Raw genomic sequence first — 15,555 nt, 5'->3', positions numbered from 1 at the left:
GGCAAGAGCTCGAACATCCACGCCGTTGGCTCCACCATTGCGGCGGGCAGCACCGTCAACCTTGCGGCCGACAACGACATCAAGCTGGAGGCCAGCCGCACTTCCGTCGTGACGACTGGCAAGAATTCCAGCAACGGTGCCAACGTGGGCGTGACCTTTGGTGCCGGGGCTCAGAACGGCTTCAGCATTCAGCTGGGTGTGAGCAACGGCAAGGGCCATAGCTAAGAAACTGGGTATCAGCGAAGGCGATGCCGAGGGCCGCATCGTCGCGGAGATTCTTCGGAAGTCAGACAAGGACACCGCCGAAGGAACCGGAGGAAGGCCGACTATCAAGTGCGCAGCATCGTTGGTTGTGGTGCATTCCCCCTGTTTGTGTTCCTGGCCGCGCGCCGGTGGTTTCGGGAGGACGACTTGGATATGAGTCTGGAAATTGGACGCTATCGACCGGATCGGATTCGGACGGAGCTGGCCCTTCTAGTCAAGGCAGCGGTGCCAAGGCGAATCAGGTCGGGAAAACCGTGAACTTCGGGTTGCTGGAATTTCTGGAGGAAAGATATTCAACGAAACTATACAAATCGTGGAAGTACGCACATCGATGTCATCGGACCAAACGGGTAGCTGATTGGTGTAGATGGGCCGGTAAGATCAAACAAACTGCCAAATCTGGGAGGGAGTCAAAATGACAGTTGGTACGCTTCGAGTTGTTTTGCCGAATCCATTCGATGATGTTGTGGGTATTTTGAAAGAAATTCCATTGCTTTTTGAATTGAGTGCGGTGAATCCCTATTGTGGAAAAATTCTTGCATGGTCATGTGAAGGCGAAGAAATGGAATTGGAGAATTGGTCGGTTGATGAATTGGAGAAAATGAAAATTCAGCTGATGACTTTTTGGGATTCAAAAGGTGTGGATTTAACAGTGTCTTGGCAGTCAATAGGCGATCAATGGAGCTTGGGGTTTTCGGAGGCAAGAGGCGAATACTTCATTTTGGAAAGAGTGTTCGGGTATTTTGCGCGAAAGATGGCGGCGCACCCCCTGAGTCAAACCAATGATTTCGCTGTGATTACTTTTTGTTTTGAGTAGCAAGGGCTTGATGAGTATGCCGGCAAATAATATTTTTACTCCCCGAATGGGGGCGGGAACGTATCTGCTGCTCATGTCGGCGAGCGTGACAGTCTGGTCTCTTGTCACCGTCGTCCTATGCCGGGCTATTGCATGGAGTAGTCGAGCAGAATTGATCATGCTCAATATATTGGTGTCGGGAACTGGCTCCATGTTAGGAGCAATATTTTACGCTGCGTCCATTCGTAGATTGAAAGATCTCAATTTTCCTGCGTGGTCGGTCAAGGTTTTGAGTTTTCCACTTATCGGTGTAATTGCGTTGCCTGTTCTGGCGTTCCTGTCGGGAGCACGATGGGCAGATGATTATGGCAATGCTCCAAAGCCTTCGGGATTCATAAAGACGATGGTTGCGCTGGTCCTGTTCGTCATCGCAATGGGTGCATCATATTCAGCACTGTTAACGTACTACTCCATTCGACATGCGCTTCTGGCTCAGCCTTAGCTGACAAAGAGCTCAGGAACTGCCTTTATGCCGAGATAGGTCGCCCGTTGAGGGTCATCAAACGGCAGGTCGGCCATTTGAGGATGTGCACCTGAAAGAATTAAGCCCACGAGCAGGGCCCTGAGCAGCTGCGGAAACCCTCAAGAAGTGACCGTTGAAATGGCTTTCAATCCATCCCCAACACCGCATCCGCCAAAGCCTCGATCCCCTGATCCGACAGATCGGGCGCCGCCACGCTGCGCCGCCGGTCCCATGCCTTGAAGTGCAGCTCCTGCGACTTCTCGTAATGCGGGTCGTAATGCAGCGCCATCAGCTCCGCGAACAGATGCGGCAGGTCCGCCTCGTGCGCCCATTGCTGCCAGCGCGCCACCGTCTCCTTGCCCTGCATCTCCTTCAGCACGCCTAGCTTGTCGGCCAGCGCGCCGCGGTCGTCGCCCAGGTAGGCGTAGTCGCGCAGCAGGTAGGCCAAGCGTGCCTCGGGCGTGGCGGCCACCTCGATGCACGAGGCCGCGCGCATGCGTGCCACGAGCGACAACGGCAGCGACAGCCGCCCGATGCGAATGCTTTCGCCCTCCACATACAGCGGGCGCGAAAGATCGACGGTTTCGAGCACTGCCGCAATGCGCGTCTCGAAGTGCTTCTGCGACGGCTGCGCCACCCCCGGCAGCGCGCCCAGCAACGAACCCTTGTGGTTCGCGAAATCTTCCAGGTCGAGCACCTGCGCGCCGCGCGCGGCCAGCGCATGCAGCACGCGGGTCTTGGCGCTGCCGGTGGCGCCGCAGACCACGCGCAGGTCGAGCTGCGGCGTCAGCGCATCGATCTGCGTGATCACGTGCCGGCGAAAGCTCTTGTAGCCGCCCGCGAGCTGCTGCGCGTCCCAGCCGACCAGGCGCAGCCACGTCACCATCGAGCCGCTGCGCATGCCGCCGCGCCAGCAGTAGACCAGCGGCTTCCAGTTCTCGGGCCGGTCGGCCAGGGTGTCGCGCAGATGCCGCGCGATGTTGGCGGCCACCATGGCGCCGCCGATGCGCCGGGCCTCGAAGGCGCCGGTCTGCACGTAGATGGTGCCGACGACGCGGCGCTCCTCGTCGTCGAGCACCGGGCAGTTGATGGCGCCGGGAATGTGGTCGAGCGCGAACTCGGCCGGCGAGCGGGCGTCGATGATCGTGTCGAAGGCGTGCCGGTCGGGCACCCGCACGGGCTGGCGATGACTCATGGGAGAAACCTCATACCGCGATTGTCAGGCGTACGCCGGGCCGAGGCCCTTTCGCAAGCGAGCGCTCGCCAAGTCCACGAAGGTGACCAGCACGAACATCGCGATCAGCACCGTCATCGCCTGCTGCTGCTGGAAGATCGACAGGTGGAAGTACAGCAGCTGCCCCAGCCCGCCGCCGCCCACGAAGCCCAGCACGGCAGCCATGCGGATGTTCATTTCCCAGCGGTAGAGCGTGTAGGCCACCCATTGCGGCAGCACGATGGGCAGGCTGGCGTAGCTGAAGGCCGCGACCGGGCCGGCGCCCGAGAGCGTCAGCGCGTGCTCGGGCTCACGCGGGGCGTTCTCCAGCGCTTCGGCGAACAGGCGGCCCAGCACCCCCGTGGTGTGCAGCGACAAGGCCAGCGCGCCGGCAAACGGGCCGATGCCCGCGGCCAGCACCATCAGCGCGGCCCACACGAGTTCGGGCACGCTGCGCAAGAAGTTGAGGACAAAGCGCGCGCCGTGGCGCAACGCACCGCCCGCGCGACCCGACGCCGGCAGCGCGAGCACCGCGCCCGCAACGGCCGCCAGCACCGTGCCCAGGGCCGACACCGCGAGCGTCTGCAACGCGCCATTGCCGACTTTGGCAAGGAAGTCCGGCGACACATCGGGTGGGAAGAACTCCGCGATGAACTTGCCCATGAGGCGCAGCGACTCCGACGAGCCCAGCGCGCGGTAGTCGATGCCCAGGTAGACAAAGCTCGCCACCACCGCGACGCCGATCAGCAGCAGCGCGATGCGGCAGCGCCAGCACGGCGGCGGGGAAGGGGGCAGAGGGGACAACGCGGTCATGCAAGCAGCTTGCGCAAGGCATTGCTCAGCAGGTCGGCCAGCAGCACCAGCGCCAGGAACACCAGCAAAATGCTGCTCGCCTCGCCGCTGTTGAGCATCTTCATCGACTGGTCCATCAGCTGGCCCAGCCCGCCCGCGCCCACGAAGCCCATCACCACCGAGGCGCGCACCGCGCATTCCCAGCGGTACACGGTGTAGGAGGCCAGTTCCTGCGCGGTGTTCGGCAGCAGGCCGTAGCACAGCGCCGAGAACCGGCCGCTGCCGCCTTCGAGCAGGGCGCGCGCGGGGCGGGTGTCGGTCGATTCGAGGATCTCCGCGTACACCTTGCCCAGCATGCCGCCGTAGGTGATGGCCAGCGCCAGCACGCCAGATGCCGGCCCGAGCCCGAGCGCGCGCACGAACAGCAGCGCCCAGACGATTTCCGGAATGGCGCGCAGCACCATCAACAGCCAGCGCGCGGCCTGCCGCACCACGCCGGCCTGTACCCGGCCGGGGCCCGGGCCGATGCGCGAGATCGACAGCGCGCGCGTGGTCACGAAGCCCAGCGGCGCGCCGATCAGCAACGCCAGCGCAGTGCCGGCCGTGGCCATGGCCAACGTCTCGAGCGTGGCCTTGAAAAGCAGCGCAAGAAAGTCGGGCGAGCCGTCGGGCGGAAAGAAGCCCGCGAGGAAGCCGCCGATCACAGAAAGGTTGCCGCCTTCGAACAGCGCCCAGGGCTTGAATTCGGAAAGCGCCAGCATCGGCCAGGCGATGACGAGTGCGGCGAGCCACGCGGCCAGCCGGCGCGCTGCGTGCGGGTCGCGATGGGCGATGGCAGTGCTCACGGGCAGTCGGGCCGCTGGAAGGCCGCTTCCAACGCCGCGCCCGGCGGCAGGGGCCGCTGTGTCGCGATGCCGCCTTCGCTCGCATAGAGCGCATCGAGCATCGCAGGCGTGACCTGCGCGGCGGGCAGGTCGAACATCACCTGCCCGTTGCGCATGCCGACGATGCGCGCAAACCAGCGCAGCGCCAGGTCCACAGCATGCAGCGAGGCGACGAGCGTGGCGCCGGTGGTGTCGCTCTGCGCGACCAGTTGCCCGATGGCGGCGTCGGCCAGCGTGGGGTCGAGCGCGGACACGGGCTCGTCGGCCAGCAGCAGGGCGGGGCGCTGGTACAGCGCGCGCGCAATGCCCACGCGCTGCAGTTGTCCGCCCGAGAGGCGGTCGCAGCGGTCGAACAGGCGGTCTTCCATCGACAGGCGCGAGAGTGCCTCGTGCGCGCCGGCGATGTCGGAGGGGTAGAACAGCGAGCCCAGCGCACGCAGCGTCGACCATTCGCCGAGCCGGCCTGCGAGCACGGCCGTGACCACGCGCAGGCGCGGCGCGATCGGCGGCGACTGGTGCACGGTGCCGATGCGCGCGCGCAGCTTCTTCAGCTCGGCGGCCGGCAGTTGCCAGGGCTTGCTGTCCAGCACCCGCACCTCGCCCTCCGTGGGCCGCAGCGCCGCACCGAGTACGCGCAGCAGCGTGGTCTTGCCGGCACCCGAGGGCCCGATGACGGCGATGCGCTCACCGGCGTGCGCGGCGAGCGTGACGCCGGCCAGGGCGCGATGGCCGTTGGGGTGGACAACGCCGATGGCGTCGAGGGAGAAGCTCACGCGGAGGGGCTTTCCTGCGCCGTTCCCTCACCCCAGCCCTCTCCCGCAAGCGGGAGAGGGGGCAAGGCGGGGCCCGGCTGTTGGTATGGGCCCCCTCTCCCGCCTGCGGGAGAGGGTTGGGGTGAGGGTGTCCCCCTCACGCCCGATCTCACTTGATCAACCCAGCCGACTTCCCCGCCGTCTCGATCCCGTCGTAGTTCGACGACTTGGTTGGAATGAACTTGCTCGCGCGCTGCAGCGCCATGATGTCCTTGTCGGCCGGGTTCGCCGGGTCCAGCTTCAGGAAGGCATCCGTCAGCTTCTTCTGCAGCGCCGGGTCCATGCCGGGGCGCACCGTCCAGTTGTAGTCGTAGTAGGTCGGCGTGGTCGCCAGCACGCGCACCTTGGCCGCGTTCGGGTTCTTGGCCTCGACCAGCTTGTCCCACACCGACGCATTCAGCACGCCCGCTTCTGCGCGCGATGCGGCCACGAAAGCCACCGTGGCGTCGTGCGCGCCCGAGAACGCGACCGTCTTGAAGTCCTTCTCGGGATTGATGCCGGCCTGCAGCAAAAAGTAGCGCGGCATCAGGCTGCCCGAGGTGGAAGAAGGCGCGCCGAACGCGAAGGTCTTGCCCTTCAGGTCGGCCAGCGTCCTGGCGGGGCTGTCGATGGGCACGATGAACTTGCTGGTGAACACCTCGTCTTCGGCGCGCTGCACGATCGGCACCGCGCCGCCGTTGGTGCGAATGCGCGCCTGCACGAAGGTGAAGCCGCCCAGCCAGGCCAGGTCGATCTTGTTGGTGGCCAGGCCCTCGACCACGGCGGCGTAATCGGTCACGGGCGTGAACTGCACGTCCATGCCGGTTTCCTTCTTGAGGTAGTCGCCCAGCGGCGTGAACTTGCGCTGCAATTCGGTGGGCGCCTCGTCGGGAATGGCCGAGACGCGCAGCACGCCCTGGGCGAAAGCGGCGAAGCTCGCGGCGGAAATAGCCAGCGCGAGCGCTGCCTGGGTGAGAGTCTTCTTCATGGATGTGCCTCGGGGACGTGGGGGATGGGAAAGGACAGGATTGTAGAAACCGGGGCCGCTTCGATAATCGCCCCATGAACCCAACGCTCATGAACCCGCTCGCACCCTTGCGCCTCACGAGTTTTTCTCACGGCGGCGGCTGCGGCTGCAAGATCGCGCCGGGCGTGCTCTCGCAGATCCTGAAGAACCACGCGGGCGGCATGATCCCGCCCGAGCTCATGGTGGGCATCGAGACCGCCGACGACGCGGCCGTCTACAGGCTCAACGACGAGCAGGCGCTGATCGCCACCACCGACTTCTTCATGCCCATCGTGGACGACCCCTACGAGTTCGGCCGCATCGCCGCGACCAACGCGATCAGCGACGTGTACGCGATGGGCGGCCGGCCGATCATGGCGCTGGCGCTCGTGGCCATGCCGATCAACCAGCTGCCGGTGGAAGTGATCGCCGAGATCGTGCGCGGCGGGCAGGACGTGTGCCGCGCGGCCGGCATCCCGATTGCCGGCGGCCACACCATCGATTCGGTCGAGCCGATCTACGGCCTCGTCGCGATGGGACTGGTGCACCCCGACCGCGTGCGGCGCAATGCCGATGCGAAAGCCGGCGACGTGCTGGTGCTGGGCAAGCCGCTGGGCGTGGGTGTGCTGTCGGCGGCGCTCAAGAAAGAGCAGCTGTCCGAAGCCGGCTACCGCCAGCTGATCGACAGCACGACGAAGCTCAACACGCCGGGCATCGCCCTGTCGGCGCTCGACGGCGTGCATGCGCTGACCGACGTCACCGGCTTCGGCCTGGCCGGCCACACGCTCGAACTGGCGCGCGGCGCGAAGCTCACCGCCGTCGTCGAATGGTCGAAGGTGCCGCTGCTCGACAACGTGGCGGCGATGGCGGCCGAGGGCTTCGTCACCGGCGCGTCGGGCCGCAACTGGGCGGGTTACGGCGCCGACGTGGAGCTGGCTGCGGGTCTGCCGGCCACCGCGCAGGACCTGTTGAGCGATCCGCAGACCTCGGGTGGTTTGCTCGTGAGTTGCGCGCCTGAAGCGGTCGATGCGGTGCTGGAGATCTTCCGCCAGGAAGGCTTTGCGCAGGCGGCCGTGATCGGCCGTGTCGAGGCTGGTCAACCCTCGCTGCGCGTGCTGCCTTAGGTCCCCGCATGTCTCCCTCCCCTTCCCGGGGAGGGCAGGGGTGGGGGCAAGCGGCGGTCGATGAAGGGTCGGAGCAGAACCAGCGCCGCTGGCCCCCATCCCAGCCTTCCCCCGGAAGGGGAAGGCGCAAGACAACGGCGCCAGTCACCGGGTTTGAAGCTCGGCCTTCCTGCCGGGAACTAGTCTCCATCGGCCCCGTCCACGGGCCTCGCCCCGATCCGCAATAACCCTTGAATGCCGCCGTGTGCGGGCCTCTGGGCTATCGTCGCGGCCATGAATGCCTCTCTCCGCCTGGGTTGGCGCACGCTCTGGCGCGACCTGCGCGCCGGCGAGCTGCGCCTGTTGATCGTCGCCGTGCTGCTGGCCGTGGCCGCGCTCACGGCCGTCGGCTTTTTCGCCGACCGCCTGCAGGGCGGCCTGAAGCGCGACGCGCGCCAACTGCTGGGCGGCGACGCGGTGGTGGTCAGCGACAACCCCACGCCCGAGGCCTTCATCGCGCAGGCGAAATCGCTGGGCCTGGAAGGCTCCGGCACCTACGGCTTTCCGACCATGGCGCGGGCCGAAGACGCGCAGGGCGGCGCCAGCAAGCTGGTGGCGCTGAAGGCCGTGGCGCCCGGCTACCCGCTGCGCGGCAGCCTGCAGACCTCGACCACGCTCGACGGCGCGGGCGCGGTCACGCGCGACATTCCGCCGGCCGGCGAGGTGTGGGTCGATGCATCGCTGCTCGACTCGCTCGGCCTGAAGGTGGGCGACACCCTGCTGCTGGGCGACACCGGCCTGCGCGTGGGCCGCGTCATCACGCTGGAGCCCGACCGCGGCGCCGGCTTCATGAGCTTCTCTCCCCGCGTGATGCTCAACCAGGCCGACGTGGCGCGCACCGCGCTCGTGCAGCCGGCCAGCCGCGTGGGCTACCGCTATGCGGTGGCCGGCAACGACGTGGCGGTGAAGCGCTTCACAGACTGGGCCGACGCCTCCATCAAGAAGGGCGAGCTGCGCGGCGTGCGGCTCGATTCCTTCGAGAGCGGCCGTCCCGAAATGCGCCAGACGCTGGACCGCGCCGAAAAATTCCTCAGCCTGGTGGCGCTGCTGGCGGCGCTGTTGTCGGCGGTGGCCGTGGCGCTGGCCGCGCGCGGCTTCGCGGCCAGCCACCTGGACGACTGCGCCATGCTGCGCGTGCTGGGCCAGAGCCAGCGCACCATCGCCATGGCCTATGCGTTCGAGTTCGCGGTGATCGGCCTGGTGGCCAGCGCGCTGGGCGTGGCCATCGGCTTCGCGGTGCACTACGTGTTCGTGCTGCTGCTGGCAGGGCTGGTCGAGACCGCGCTGCCGGCCGCCACGCTGTGGCCCGTGGCCTTCGGCCTGGGCATGGGCCTCACGCTGCTGTTCGCCTTCGGCCTGCCGCCGGTGCTGCAGCTGGCCAAGGTGCCGCCGCTGCGCGTGATCCGGCGCGACGTGGGCGGGCTCAAGCCGGCCTCGCTGGCGGTGCTGGGCGTGGGCGTGGCGGGCTTCGCGGCCTTGCTGATGGCGGCCAGCAGCGACCTCAAGCTGGGGCTGATCGCGGTGGGCGGTTTCGCCGCTGCGGTGGCCGTGTTCGCGCTGCTGAGCTGGCTGGCGGTGAAGGTGCTGCGCCGCAGCGTGAACGAAACCACCGCGCCGCGCTGGCTGGTGCTGGCCACGCGGCAGATCTCGGCGCGGCCGGCCTATGCGGTGGTGCAGGTCAGCGCGCTGTCGGTCGGGCTGCTGGCGCTGGTGCTGCTGGTGCTGCTGCGCACCGACCTGGTGGCGAGCTGGCGCAAGGCCACGCCGCCCGACGCGCCGAACCGCTTCGTCATCAACGTCATGCCCGACCAGAGCGACGCCTTCCAGAAGTCGCTGCGCGACGCGGGCGTGGCCAAGTTCGACTGGTACCCGATGATCCGTGGCCGCCTGGTCGCCATCAACGACAAGCCCGTGACGCCCGACGACTACGCCGAGGACCGCGCCAAGCGCCTGGTGGACCGCGAGTTCAACCTGAGCAACGCCGTGCAGGCGCCCGAGCACAACGCCATCACCGCCGGCAAGTGGACGCCCGGTGCGGCCGGCGAGGTGAGCGTGGAAGAGGGCCTGGCCGAGACGCTGGGCCTGAAGCTGGGCGACAGCCTGCGCTTCGACATCGGCGGCATGCAGAACGACGCGCGCGTCACCTCGCTGCGCAAGGTCGACTGGGGCTCGCTGCATGCCAACTTCTTCGTGATGTACACGGTGGCCTCGCTGGCCGACGTGCCGGTGACCTACATGGGCGCCTTCCGCGCGCCCGAAACCAGGGGCTTCGACAACGCCCTGGTGCGCAGCTACCCCAACGTGACCAACGTGGACATGAGCGCGACCATCAACCAGGTGCAGCGCGTGCTCGAGCAGGTGATTCGCGCGGTGGAGTTCCTGTTCGGCTTCACGCTGGCGGCGGGCCTGGTGGTGCTGTTCGCGGCGGTGACGGCCACGCGCGAAGAGCGCGCGCGCGAGTTCGCGGTGATGCGCGCGGTGGGCGCGCGTGCCAGCCTGTTGCGCCAGGTGCAGCGCGCCGAGCTGATCGGCGTGGGCTTGCTGGCCGGTTTTCTTGCGAGCATCGTGGCCTCGTTGATCGGCTGGGCGCTGGCGCGCTATGTGTTCGAGTTCACCTGGACCGCGTCGCCGCTGGTGCCCGTTGCCGGCGCGCTGGCCGGCGCGGTGCTCGCGCTGGGCGCGGGCTGGTGGGGCCTGCGCGACGTGTTGCGCCGGCCGGTGGTCGACACGCTGCGGCGGGCGTCCGAATAGCGCGAGTCGCTGCGCGCCAGAAAAGGCCGCGCAGTTTTTTCTTCTGTCGTCGGGCTGCGGGGTCGGGGATGCCCTACATTCCCCGACCCCGTATTCAATTCAGAAGAGAACCCCTGCATGCGCTTGGCGTCATTCCAGATCACCAACTTTCGCTCGATCCACGACAGCGGCCTCATCGATTCCTCGCAGATCACGGCGATCCTCGGTCGAAACGACAGCGGCAAGTCGAACCTGCTGCGCGCACTGCACAGCCTGAACCCGGCCGATGGCCTGACCGAACTGAGCCCCATCAAGGACTTTCCGCGCCACCGGCGGCTGGACGAATGCACCGGCGACACGCCGGTCGTGTTCACGCGCTGGGCGCTGGACGACAGCGAGCAGGCCGCGCTGGCCGACATGCTGCCGCGCGCGGCCGGCGTGCGCCACGTCACCGCGAGCCGGGGCTACGGTGCGGCGCGCTCGGCCGGGCTCGAAGGGCTCACCGCGCTGTCGCTCGACGTGAGCGACATCAAGGGCAAGGTGCGCAAGATCGTGCCGGCCGTGAAGGCGGCGGCCGAGAAGGTCGCGGAAGATGCAAAGGCCGCGCTGGAGCAGGCGGGCGACACCTTCGACGCCACGATGATCATGAGCCCCGACTACATCCGTTGGTCCGTCGGTGCGGTCGCGGCGGCGCAGGCATTGCGCCGTGCGCTGGCCGCGGCGGGTGCCGAGCTCAGCGACAAGCAGGACCAGATGCTGGCCGAGCTGGAAGACATGGCCCTGGCCATCGCCAACGACGCGCCGGCGCTGGCCAGGGCGCAGGCCTGGGTGCTCGAGAAGCTGCCGCGCTTCGTGTACGTCGACGAATACCCGGCGCTGCCCGGGCGCCAGAACATCGCCGAGTACCTGGGGCGCCAGGGCTGGGGCCAGCGCACACCCGCGCAGCGCAGCTTCGGCCAGCTGTGCAAGGTCGCGGGGCTCGACCCGCAGCGGCTGCAGGACCTGCTCGAGAAGAACGACCTGGCCACGCGCAACCAGCTGGCCAACCGCGCGGGCGCGGTGGTGACGGCCGAGCTCCGCCGGCTGTGGAAGGACCGGGCGCTGAAGGTGCGCTTCAACCTCGACGGGCAGCACCTGGACACGCTGGTGTCCGATGCGGGCGACGCCTACGAGGTGGAGGTGAACCTGGACGAGCGCAGCCGCGGCTTCCAGTGGTTCTTCTCGTTCTACGTCGCCTTCTTCGCCGACACCCGGGGTGGTCGCGCGCAAGACACGGTGCTGCTGCTGGACGAGCCCGGGCTGCACCTGCACGCCCATTCGCAGGCCGACCTGCTGGCGCACTTCGAGAACGACTTCGGCAGCCAGATTCTCTACACCACGCACTCGCCGTTCATGGTTCCTGTGCACCGGTCCGACGCGGTGCGCACGGCCACCAGGAGCGAGCGTGCCGGCACCACCGTGAGCAACACGGGCGAGGGCGATGCGCGCACGCGGTTTGCGTTGACGGCCGCGCTGGCGCTGAACCGGATGGCGGCCGAGCCTGCGGCGGTCGCAGAGCCGGCCTGATCCGCTGCAGCAGAGGCCCGGCGCTCAGGCCCGGCTGTCCGCCGCTTCGAGCCGCGCCATCGCCTGGTTCACCGCGCCCAGGCGCGCGTCCTGCGTGCGCGAGGCCTCGACGATGGCTTCCATGATCTTCGAGGCCTGCTGCGCCGACTGCTGAATTTCCTGCATCACGCGGCCCGACTCCTGCACCTTCGCATTGCCGACCTGCACGCGGGCCGCCGAGGCGGAAATCAGCCCGCTGATCTCGCGCGCGGCCGCGGCGCTGCGGTGGGCCAGGCTGCGCACCTCGCCGGCGACCACGGCGAAGCCGCGGCCTTCTTCGCCCGCGCGTGCGGCTTCCACCGCCGCGTTCAGGGCCAGCATGTTGGTCTGGAAAGCGATGCCGTCGATCAGCCCCACGATGTCCGAGATGCGCTTGGAGTCCGCCTGGATCTGCTGCATCGTCGTCACGGCGTCCGCCGAGGCGCTGGCGCCGTCGAGCGCAACCGTGGCGACCTGGCGGGTGTGGCTGTGTGCGTCGTCCGCCTGGCTGGCGCTCTGCCTGACCAGGTGCTGCAGCTCCTCGAACGCGCCCTGCACCATGCGCGTGGCTTCGAAGCGTGCCGTGATGTCGGTGGCGTACTTGACCACCTTGAACGGCCGGCCCGACTGGTCCAGCACCGGGTTGTAGTTGGCCTCGATCCACACCGTGTTGCCGTTGCGGCCCACGCGCGCGAACTGGCCCTGGTGGAACTGCCCGCGCCCGAGGTGTTCCCAGAACGCGCGGTACGCGGCGCTCTGGCGCTCGTCGGCGTTCACGAACATGCTGTGGTGCTTGCCGACGATCTCGTGTTCGTGGCGGTAGCCCAGCGCGTCCAGAAAGTTGCGGTTGGCGCGCAGGATGCGGCCTTCCAGGTCGAATTCGATCACGGCCTGCGCGCGGCCCACCGCGGCCAGCTGGCTTTGCGTCTCGGCGTCGCGCAGCACCTGCTGCGAAATGTCCATGGCGTACTTCACCACCCGCACCACCTTGCCCGAGGCGTCGAGCACGGGGCTGTAGTTGGCCTGCAGCCACACCTCGGCGCCATGGCCGGTGAGGCGCCGGCAGCGCCCGACGAAGGCCTCGCCGCGCTGCAGCCGGTTCCAGAACTGCGCATAGCCCGGCGAAGCCTGCTCGGTCGGGTCGACGAAGGTGCGGTGGTGCCGGCCCTTGAGCTCCCTCAGCGAATAGCCCATGAGCGCCAGGAAGGGCTCGTTGGCGTAGACCACGGTGCCGTCGGGCTCGAACTCGATGACCGCCTGGTTGCGGTAGAGCGACTGGAGCTGGCGGCGCGCGGAAACACGCGGACCGGACAGAAAGGAAACCAGGGATGCGAAGGGGTTCATGACTCGAATCTGAGAACGATGTCATTACTCTACGCAACGAATGTTTGTCTGGATGTAAGAAATGTGCGCAATTCAATTGTGCACCGGTCCTTTTTTTCAGGTCACCCGACCACCCGCTTCAGCGCCTCGAAGCAGGCCGGGTCGATGGCGGTGCCGACGCTCGCGGCCATCACCGTGAGCGCGCCGGCCAGCGGCATCGCGGCGCGGTACGGGCGCGTTGCGCACAGCGCATCGAAGATGTCCGCGGTCGTGATGATGCGAGTCTCCAGCGGGATCTGTTCCGCCTTCAGCCCGCGCGGATAGCCCGTGCCGTCGAGCCGCTCGTGGTGGGCCGCGGCGATGCGTCCCAGGTCGCCGAAGGCGCCGATGCGCGACAGGATCGTTTCGGTGTGATGCGCGTGCCGCCGCACGGCGGCCCATTCGGCGCGATCGAGCTTGCCGGGCTTGTCGAGCACCGCGTTGCTCACACCCAGCTTGCCCACGTCGTGCAGCAGCGCGCCACGGCGCAGCCAGCGCCGGCGTGCGGGCGCCAGGCCGAACTGTTGGGCGATGTTGTCCACGCTGGCGGCCACGCGCGCGCTGTGGCCGGCCATGAACGGGCTCTTGCCGTCCACCACCTCGCCGAAGGCCTCGGCAATGTCGTCGAGGTACCCGTCGTCCAGCGCGACCCGGCCCCTGGCCGGTTCCATCGCGAACACGCGGGCCTCCAGGGCCGGCGAAGCCAGGTGGTGCCAGAACAGGGGGTCGAGCGCGACATGGTCGAACGCCGCCACCAGCGACGGGTCGAACCAGGTGCCCGCGCGGCGGCGCACTTCATGGATCGCCAGGGGCGCGTGCCCCGCGCCATGGAGCACTTCCACCACCTGCGACAGCAACGCGATGCGCGCATGCAGCGGAATGGCGTCGCCCTTCAGCTGTTGCGGCCGTCCGCTGCCGTCCCAATGTTCGTCCAGGCTTGCGATGCCCTGCGCCACCGGCTCGCCGAAGCGCAGTTGCCGCGCGATCGAGGCACCGCGCGTGCAGCGCGTGCGGATCAGCTCGTCCGCGATCTGCGGTCCGTTGCGCAGGACGTGGATGAGGCCGCGCAGCCGGGCCGGCAGGCCGGCCTTCGGTGCCGTGTGCCTGAAGATGAAACGCAGCATGCGGGGCCAGCTGTCGCCGACCTTCTTGAAGTCGCGCTTGAAGCGCAGGTCGTCGGTCAGGTACAGCTCGGAAATGCGCGCGGCATTGCTGCTGCAGCCCAGGTCCTTGAGAAGCACGGTGTAGTACAGGTCGCGCAGCGACGCCTCGTCCAGGCCGATCTGCCGCCCGATGTTCATGCCGATCCAGCAGGCGCGCACGCAATGCCCCCTCGGCTGGCCCGAGGTGAGGTCCAGCGCGTGGCTCAGGGGCCCGATGAGTTCGGACAGCGCGAGGCCGCCGGCCGTGAACGCCTGCGAGTCCGGGAAGGCGTGGGAGGACGGCATCTCCGTTTTATCGGCACGGCCGCCGAAAACTTTAAGCCTCAGTTCTCAATGCCGCTGGCGTCGTCGGTCGGCTTGAACATGTGCTCGCCCGCGAAATCCACGAACGCGCGCACCTTGGGCGAGAGCTGCCGGCTCGACGGCCACAGCGCCGAGAACTGGCCCTGGCGCACCAGGTGCTTGGCCAGCAGGCGCTGCAGTTCGCCGCGGCCCAGCGCATCGCGCGCCAGGAAGTCGGGCATGCAGGCCACGCCGAGGCCGGCGATGGCCGCGCCCAGCATGGCCTCCATGTTGTTGCACAGCAGGCCCGGCGGCAGCTGTTCGGGCAGGCCGGGCAGGTCCCAGTCCTCGAGCTTGCCGCCGGTAACGAACTTGTAGCGCAGGCAGGTGTGCTGCGCGAGGTCGGCCGGCACCCGCGGCACGCCGTGGCGCGCCAGGTAGGCGGGCGACGCCACCAGCACGAACTGGAACGGGCCGAGCCGGCGCGCCACCAGTTGCGAGTCGACCAGCTCGCCACTGCGTATCGCCACGTCCACGCCTTCGGCGATCACGTCGACCAGCCGGTCGTTGAAATCGAGGTCGAGCTCGATCTCGGGGTAGCGTGCCTGGAAGGCCGGCAGCATCGGCAGCAGGAAGCGGTAGCCGATGGTCGGCAGGCTCACGCGCAGGCGGCCGCGCGGCGCGGCCACCGCGTCCTGCATCATGGCGCGCGCGTCGTCCAGCTCGTCGAGGATGCGGCGGCAGCGCTCGTGGAACATGGCGCCTTCCTGCGTGAGCCGCGTGTGGCGCGTGGTGCGGTTGAACAGCCGCACGCCGAGCTGCTGTTCCAGCCGCGCCACGTTCTTGCCCACGGCGGAGGCCGAGATGCCCAGCAACCGGCCGGCCTTGGCGAAGCTCAGGAGGTCTGCCGCGCGCACGAAGGATTCGAGTCCGCTGAAGCTGTCCATGGATTGGCAACCCTGGGTTGGGAGTCTGAGGATCAAAGGGGCCATTCTCATTCCA

General features: G+C 67.7%; 14 protein-coding genes. 6 read left to right on the top strand and 8 right to left on the bottom strand.

Annotated features, from left to right (window positions below):
• Positions 1-15: 15 nt before the first annotated feature.
• The 3 genes from ACSFA5_RS14385 to ACSFA5_RS14375 all read left to right on the top strand — a co-directional run bounded on the left by ACSFA5_RS14385 (position 16) and on the right by ACSFA5_RS14375 (position 1,562).
• Entirely contained in the window at positions 16-225 is a 210-nt protein-coding gene (locus tag ACSFA5_RS14385; protein WP_435444768.1) for a hemagglutinin repeat-containing protein, read from the top strand.
• A gap of 454 nt (positions 226-679) precedes the next feature.
• Complete coding sequence (locus ACSFA5_RS14380) at positions 680-1,081, top strand: hypothetical protein (RefSeq protein ID WP_435444707.1); 402 nt, start codon at positions 680-682, stop codon at positions 1,079-1,081.
• A gap of 10 nt (positions 1,082-1,091) precedes the next feature.
• Positions 1,092-1,562 carry a DUF805 domain-containing protein gene (locus ACSFA5_RS14375; RefSeq protein WP_435444706.1) on the top strand — a complete coding sequence of 157 codons (471 nt, stop codon included), beginning with the start codon at positions 1,092-1,094 and terminating at the stop codon, positions 1,560-1,562.
• Between the two features lie 166 nt (positions 1,563-1,728).
• On the opposite strand, the gene mnmH is transcribed toward ACSFA5_RS14375, so the two are convergent.
• The 5 genes from mnmH to ACSFA5_RS14350 all read right to left on the bottom strand — a co-directional run bounded on the left by mnmH (position 1,729) and on the right by ACSFA5_RS14350 (position 6,251).
• On the bottom strand, positions 1,729-2,778 hold the full coding sequence (gene mnmH, locus ACSFA5_RS14370) for a tRNA 2-selenouridine(34) synthase MnmH (RefSeq protein ID WP_435444705.1): 1,050 nt from the start codon (positions 2,776-2,778) through the stop codon (positions 1,729-1,731).
• A gap of 24 nt (positions 2,779-2,802) precedes the next feature.
• Positions 2,803-3,609 carry a phosphonate ABC transporter, permease protein PhnE gene (gene phnE, locus ACSFA5_RS14365; RefSeq protein WP_435444704.1) on the bottom strand — a complete coding sequence of 269 codons (807 nt, stop codon included), beginning with the start codon at positions 3,607-3,609 and terminating at the stop codon, positions 2,803-2,805.
• Positions 3,606-4,433, bottom strand: a complete 828-nt coding sequence (locus tag ACSFA5_RS14360) for a PhnE/PtxC family ABC transporter permease (protein ID WP_435444703.1) — start codon at positions 4,431-4,433, stop codon at positions 3,606-3,608. The genes phnE and ACSFA5_RS14360 overlap by 4 nt, the downstream gene beginning before the upstream one ends.
• A complete protein-coding gene (locus ACSFA5_RS14355) occupies positions 4,430-5,245 on the bottom strand; it encodes a phosphonate ABC transporter ATP-binding protein (RefSeq protein ID WP_435444702.1) in 816 nt (271 codons plus the stop codon). Before ACSFA5_RS14355 ends, ACSFA5_RS14360 begins: the two co-directional genes overlap by 4 nt.
• Before the next feature lie 148 nt (positions 5,246-5,393).
• A complete protein-coding gene (locus ACSFA5_RS14350; RefSeq protein ID WP_435444701.1) occupies positions 5,394-6,251 on the bottom strand; it encodes a putative selenate ABC transporter substrate-binding protein in 858 nt (285 codons plus the stop codon).
• Positions 6,252-6,325: 74 nt separating this feature from the next.
• Between ACSFA5_RS14350 and selD the strand changes: the two genes are divergently transcribed.
• From selD to ACSFA5_RS14335, 3 genes are all read left to right on the top strand, one after another.
• Positions 6,326-7,393, top strand: coding sequence for a selenide, water dikinase SelD (gene selD / locus ACSFA5_RS14345; RefSeq protein WP_435444700.1), 1,068 nt, complete (start codon positions 6,326-6,328; stop codon positions 7,391-7,393).
• A gap of 273 nt (positions 7,394-7,666) precedes the next feature.
• Positions 7,667-10,183: an ABC transporter permease gene (locus tag ACSFA5_RS14340; protein WP_435444699.1), complete on the top strand. Its 2,517-nt coding sequence runs from the start codon at positions 7,667-7,669 to the stop codon at positions 10,181-10,183.
• Positions 10,184-10,300: 117 nt separating this feature from the next.
• Entirely contained in the window at positions 10,301-11,728 is a 1,428-nt protein-coding gene (locus ACSFA5_RS14335; RefSeq protein ID WP_435444698.1) for an ATP-dependent nuclease, read from the top strand.
• Positions 11,729-11,752: 24 nt separating this feature from the next.
• Here the strand turns inward: ACSFA5_RS14335 and ACSFA5_RS14330 are convergent, their stop codons facing one another.
• The 3 genes from ACSFA5_RS14330 to ACSFA5_RS14320 all read right to left on the bottom strand — a co-directional run bounded on the left by ACSFA5_RS14330 (position 11,753) and on the right by ACSFA5_RS14320 (position 15,500).
• Entirely contained in the window at positions 11,753-13,090 is a 1,338-nt protein-coding gene (locus ACSFA5_RS14330; RefSeq protein ID WP_435444697.1) for a methyl-accepting chemotaxis protein, read from the bottom strand.
• 101 nt (positions 13,091-13,191) lie between these two features.
• Positions 13,192-14,556, bottom strand: a complete 1,365-nt coding sequence (locus tag ACSFA5_RS14325; protein WP_435444696.1) for an HD-GYP domain-containing protein — start codon at positions 14,554-14,556, stop codon at positions 13,192-13,194.
• A 38-nt stretch (positions 14,557-14,594) separates the two neighbouring features.
• Entirely contained in the window at positions 14,595-15,500 is a 906-nt protein-coding gene (locus tag ACSFA5_RS14320; protein ID WP_435444695.1) for a LysR family transcriptional regulator, read from the bottom strand.
• Positions 15,501-15,555 lie beyond the last annotated feature (55 nt).

This window comes from Variovorax monticola (assembly GCF_051216855.1).
Classification (GTDB): domain Bacteria; phylum Pseudomonadota; class Gammaproteobacteria; order Burkholderiales; family Burkholderiaceae_C; genus Variovorax.
Note: the sequence above shows the minus strand (reverse complement) of the source record. Positions and strands in the feature narration are given on the sequence as shown.

Excerpts from the sequence above, each read along its gene's own strand:
- ACSFA5_RS14350 (WP_435444701.1), bottom strand. The coding sequence starts at position 6,251 with ATGAAGAAGACTCTCACCCAGGCAGCGCTCGCGCTGGCTATTTCCGCC.
- ACSFA5_RS14325 (WP_435444696.1), bottom strand. The coding sequence starts at position 14,556 with ATGCCGTCCTCCCACGCCTTCCCGGACTCGCAGGCGTTCACGGCCGGC.
- phnE (WP_435444704.1), bottom strand. The coding sequence starts at position 3,609 with ATGACCGCGTTGTCCCCTCTGCCCCCTTCCCCGCCGCCGTGCTGGCGC.
- ACSFA5_RS14335 (WP_435444698.1), top strand. The coding sequence starts at position 10,301 with ATGCGCTTGGCGTCATTCCAGATCACCAACTTTCGCTCGATCCACGAC.
- ACSFA5_RS14330 (WP_435444697.1), bottom strand. The coding sequence starts at position 13,090 with ATGAACCCCTTCGCATCCCTGGTTTCCTTTCTGTCCGGTCCGCGTGTT.
- mnmH (WP_435444705.1), bottom strand. The coding sequence starts at position 2,778 with ATGAGTCATCGCCAGCCCGTGCGGGTGCCCGACCGGCACGCCTTCGAC.
- selD (WP_435444700.1), top strand. The coding sequence starts at position 6,326 with ATGAACCCAACGCTCATGAACCCGCTCGCACCCTTGCGCCTCACGAGT.
- ACSFA5_RS14380 (WP_435444707.1), top strand. The coding sequence starts at position 680 with ATGACAGTTGGTACGCTTCGAGTTGTTTTGCCGAATCCATTCGATGAT.
- ACSFA5_RS14320 (WP_435444695.1), bottom strand. The coding sequence starts at position 15,500 with ATGGACAGCTTCAGCGGACTCGAATCCTTCGTGCGCGCGGCAGACCTC.
- ACSFA5_RS14375 (WP_435444706.1), top strand. The coding sequence starts at position 1,092 with ATGAGTATGCCGGCAAATAATATTTTTACTCCCCGAATGGGGGCGGGA.
- ACSFA5_RS14340 (WP_435444699.1), top strand. The coding sequence starts at position 7,667 with ATGAATGCCTCTCTCCGCCTGGGTTGGCGCACGCTCTGGCGCGACCTG.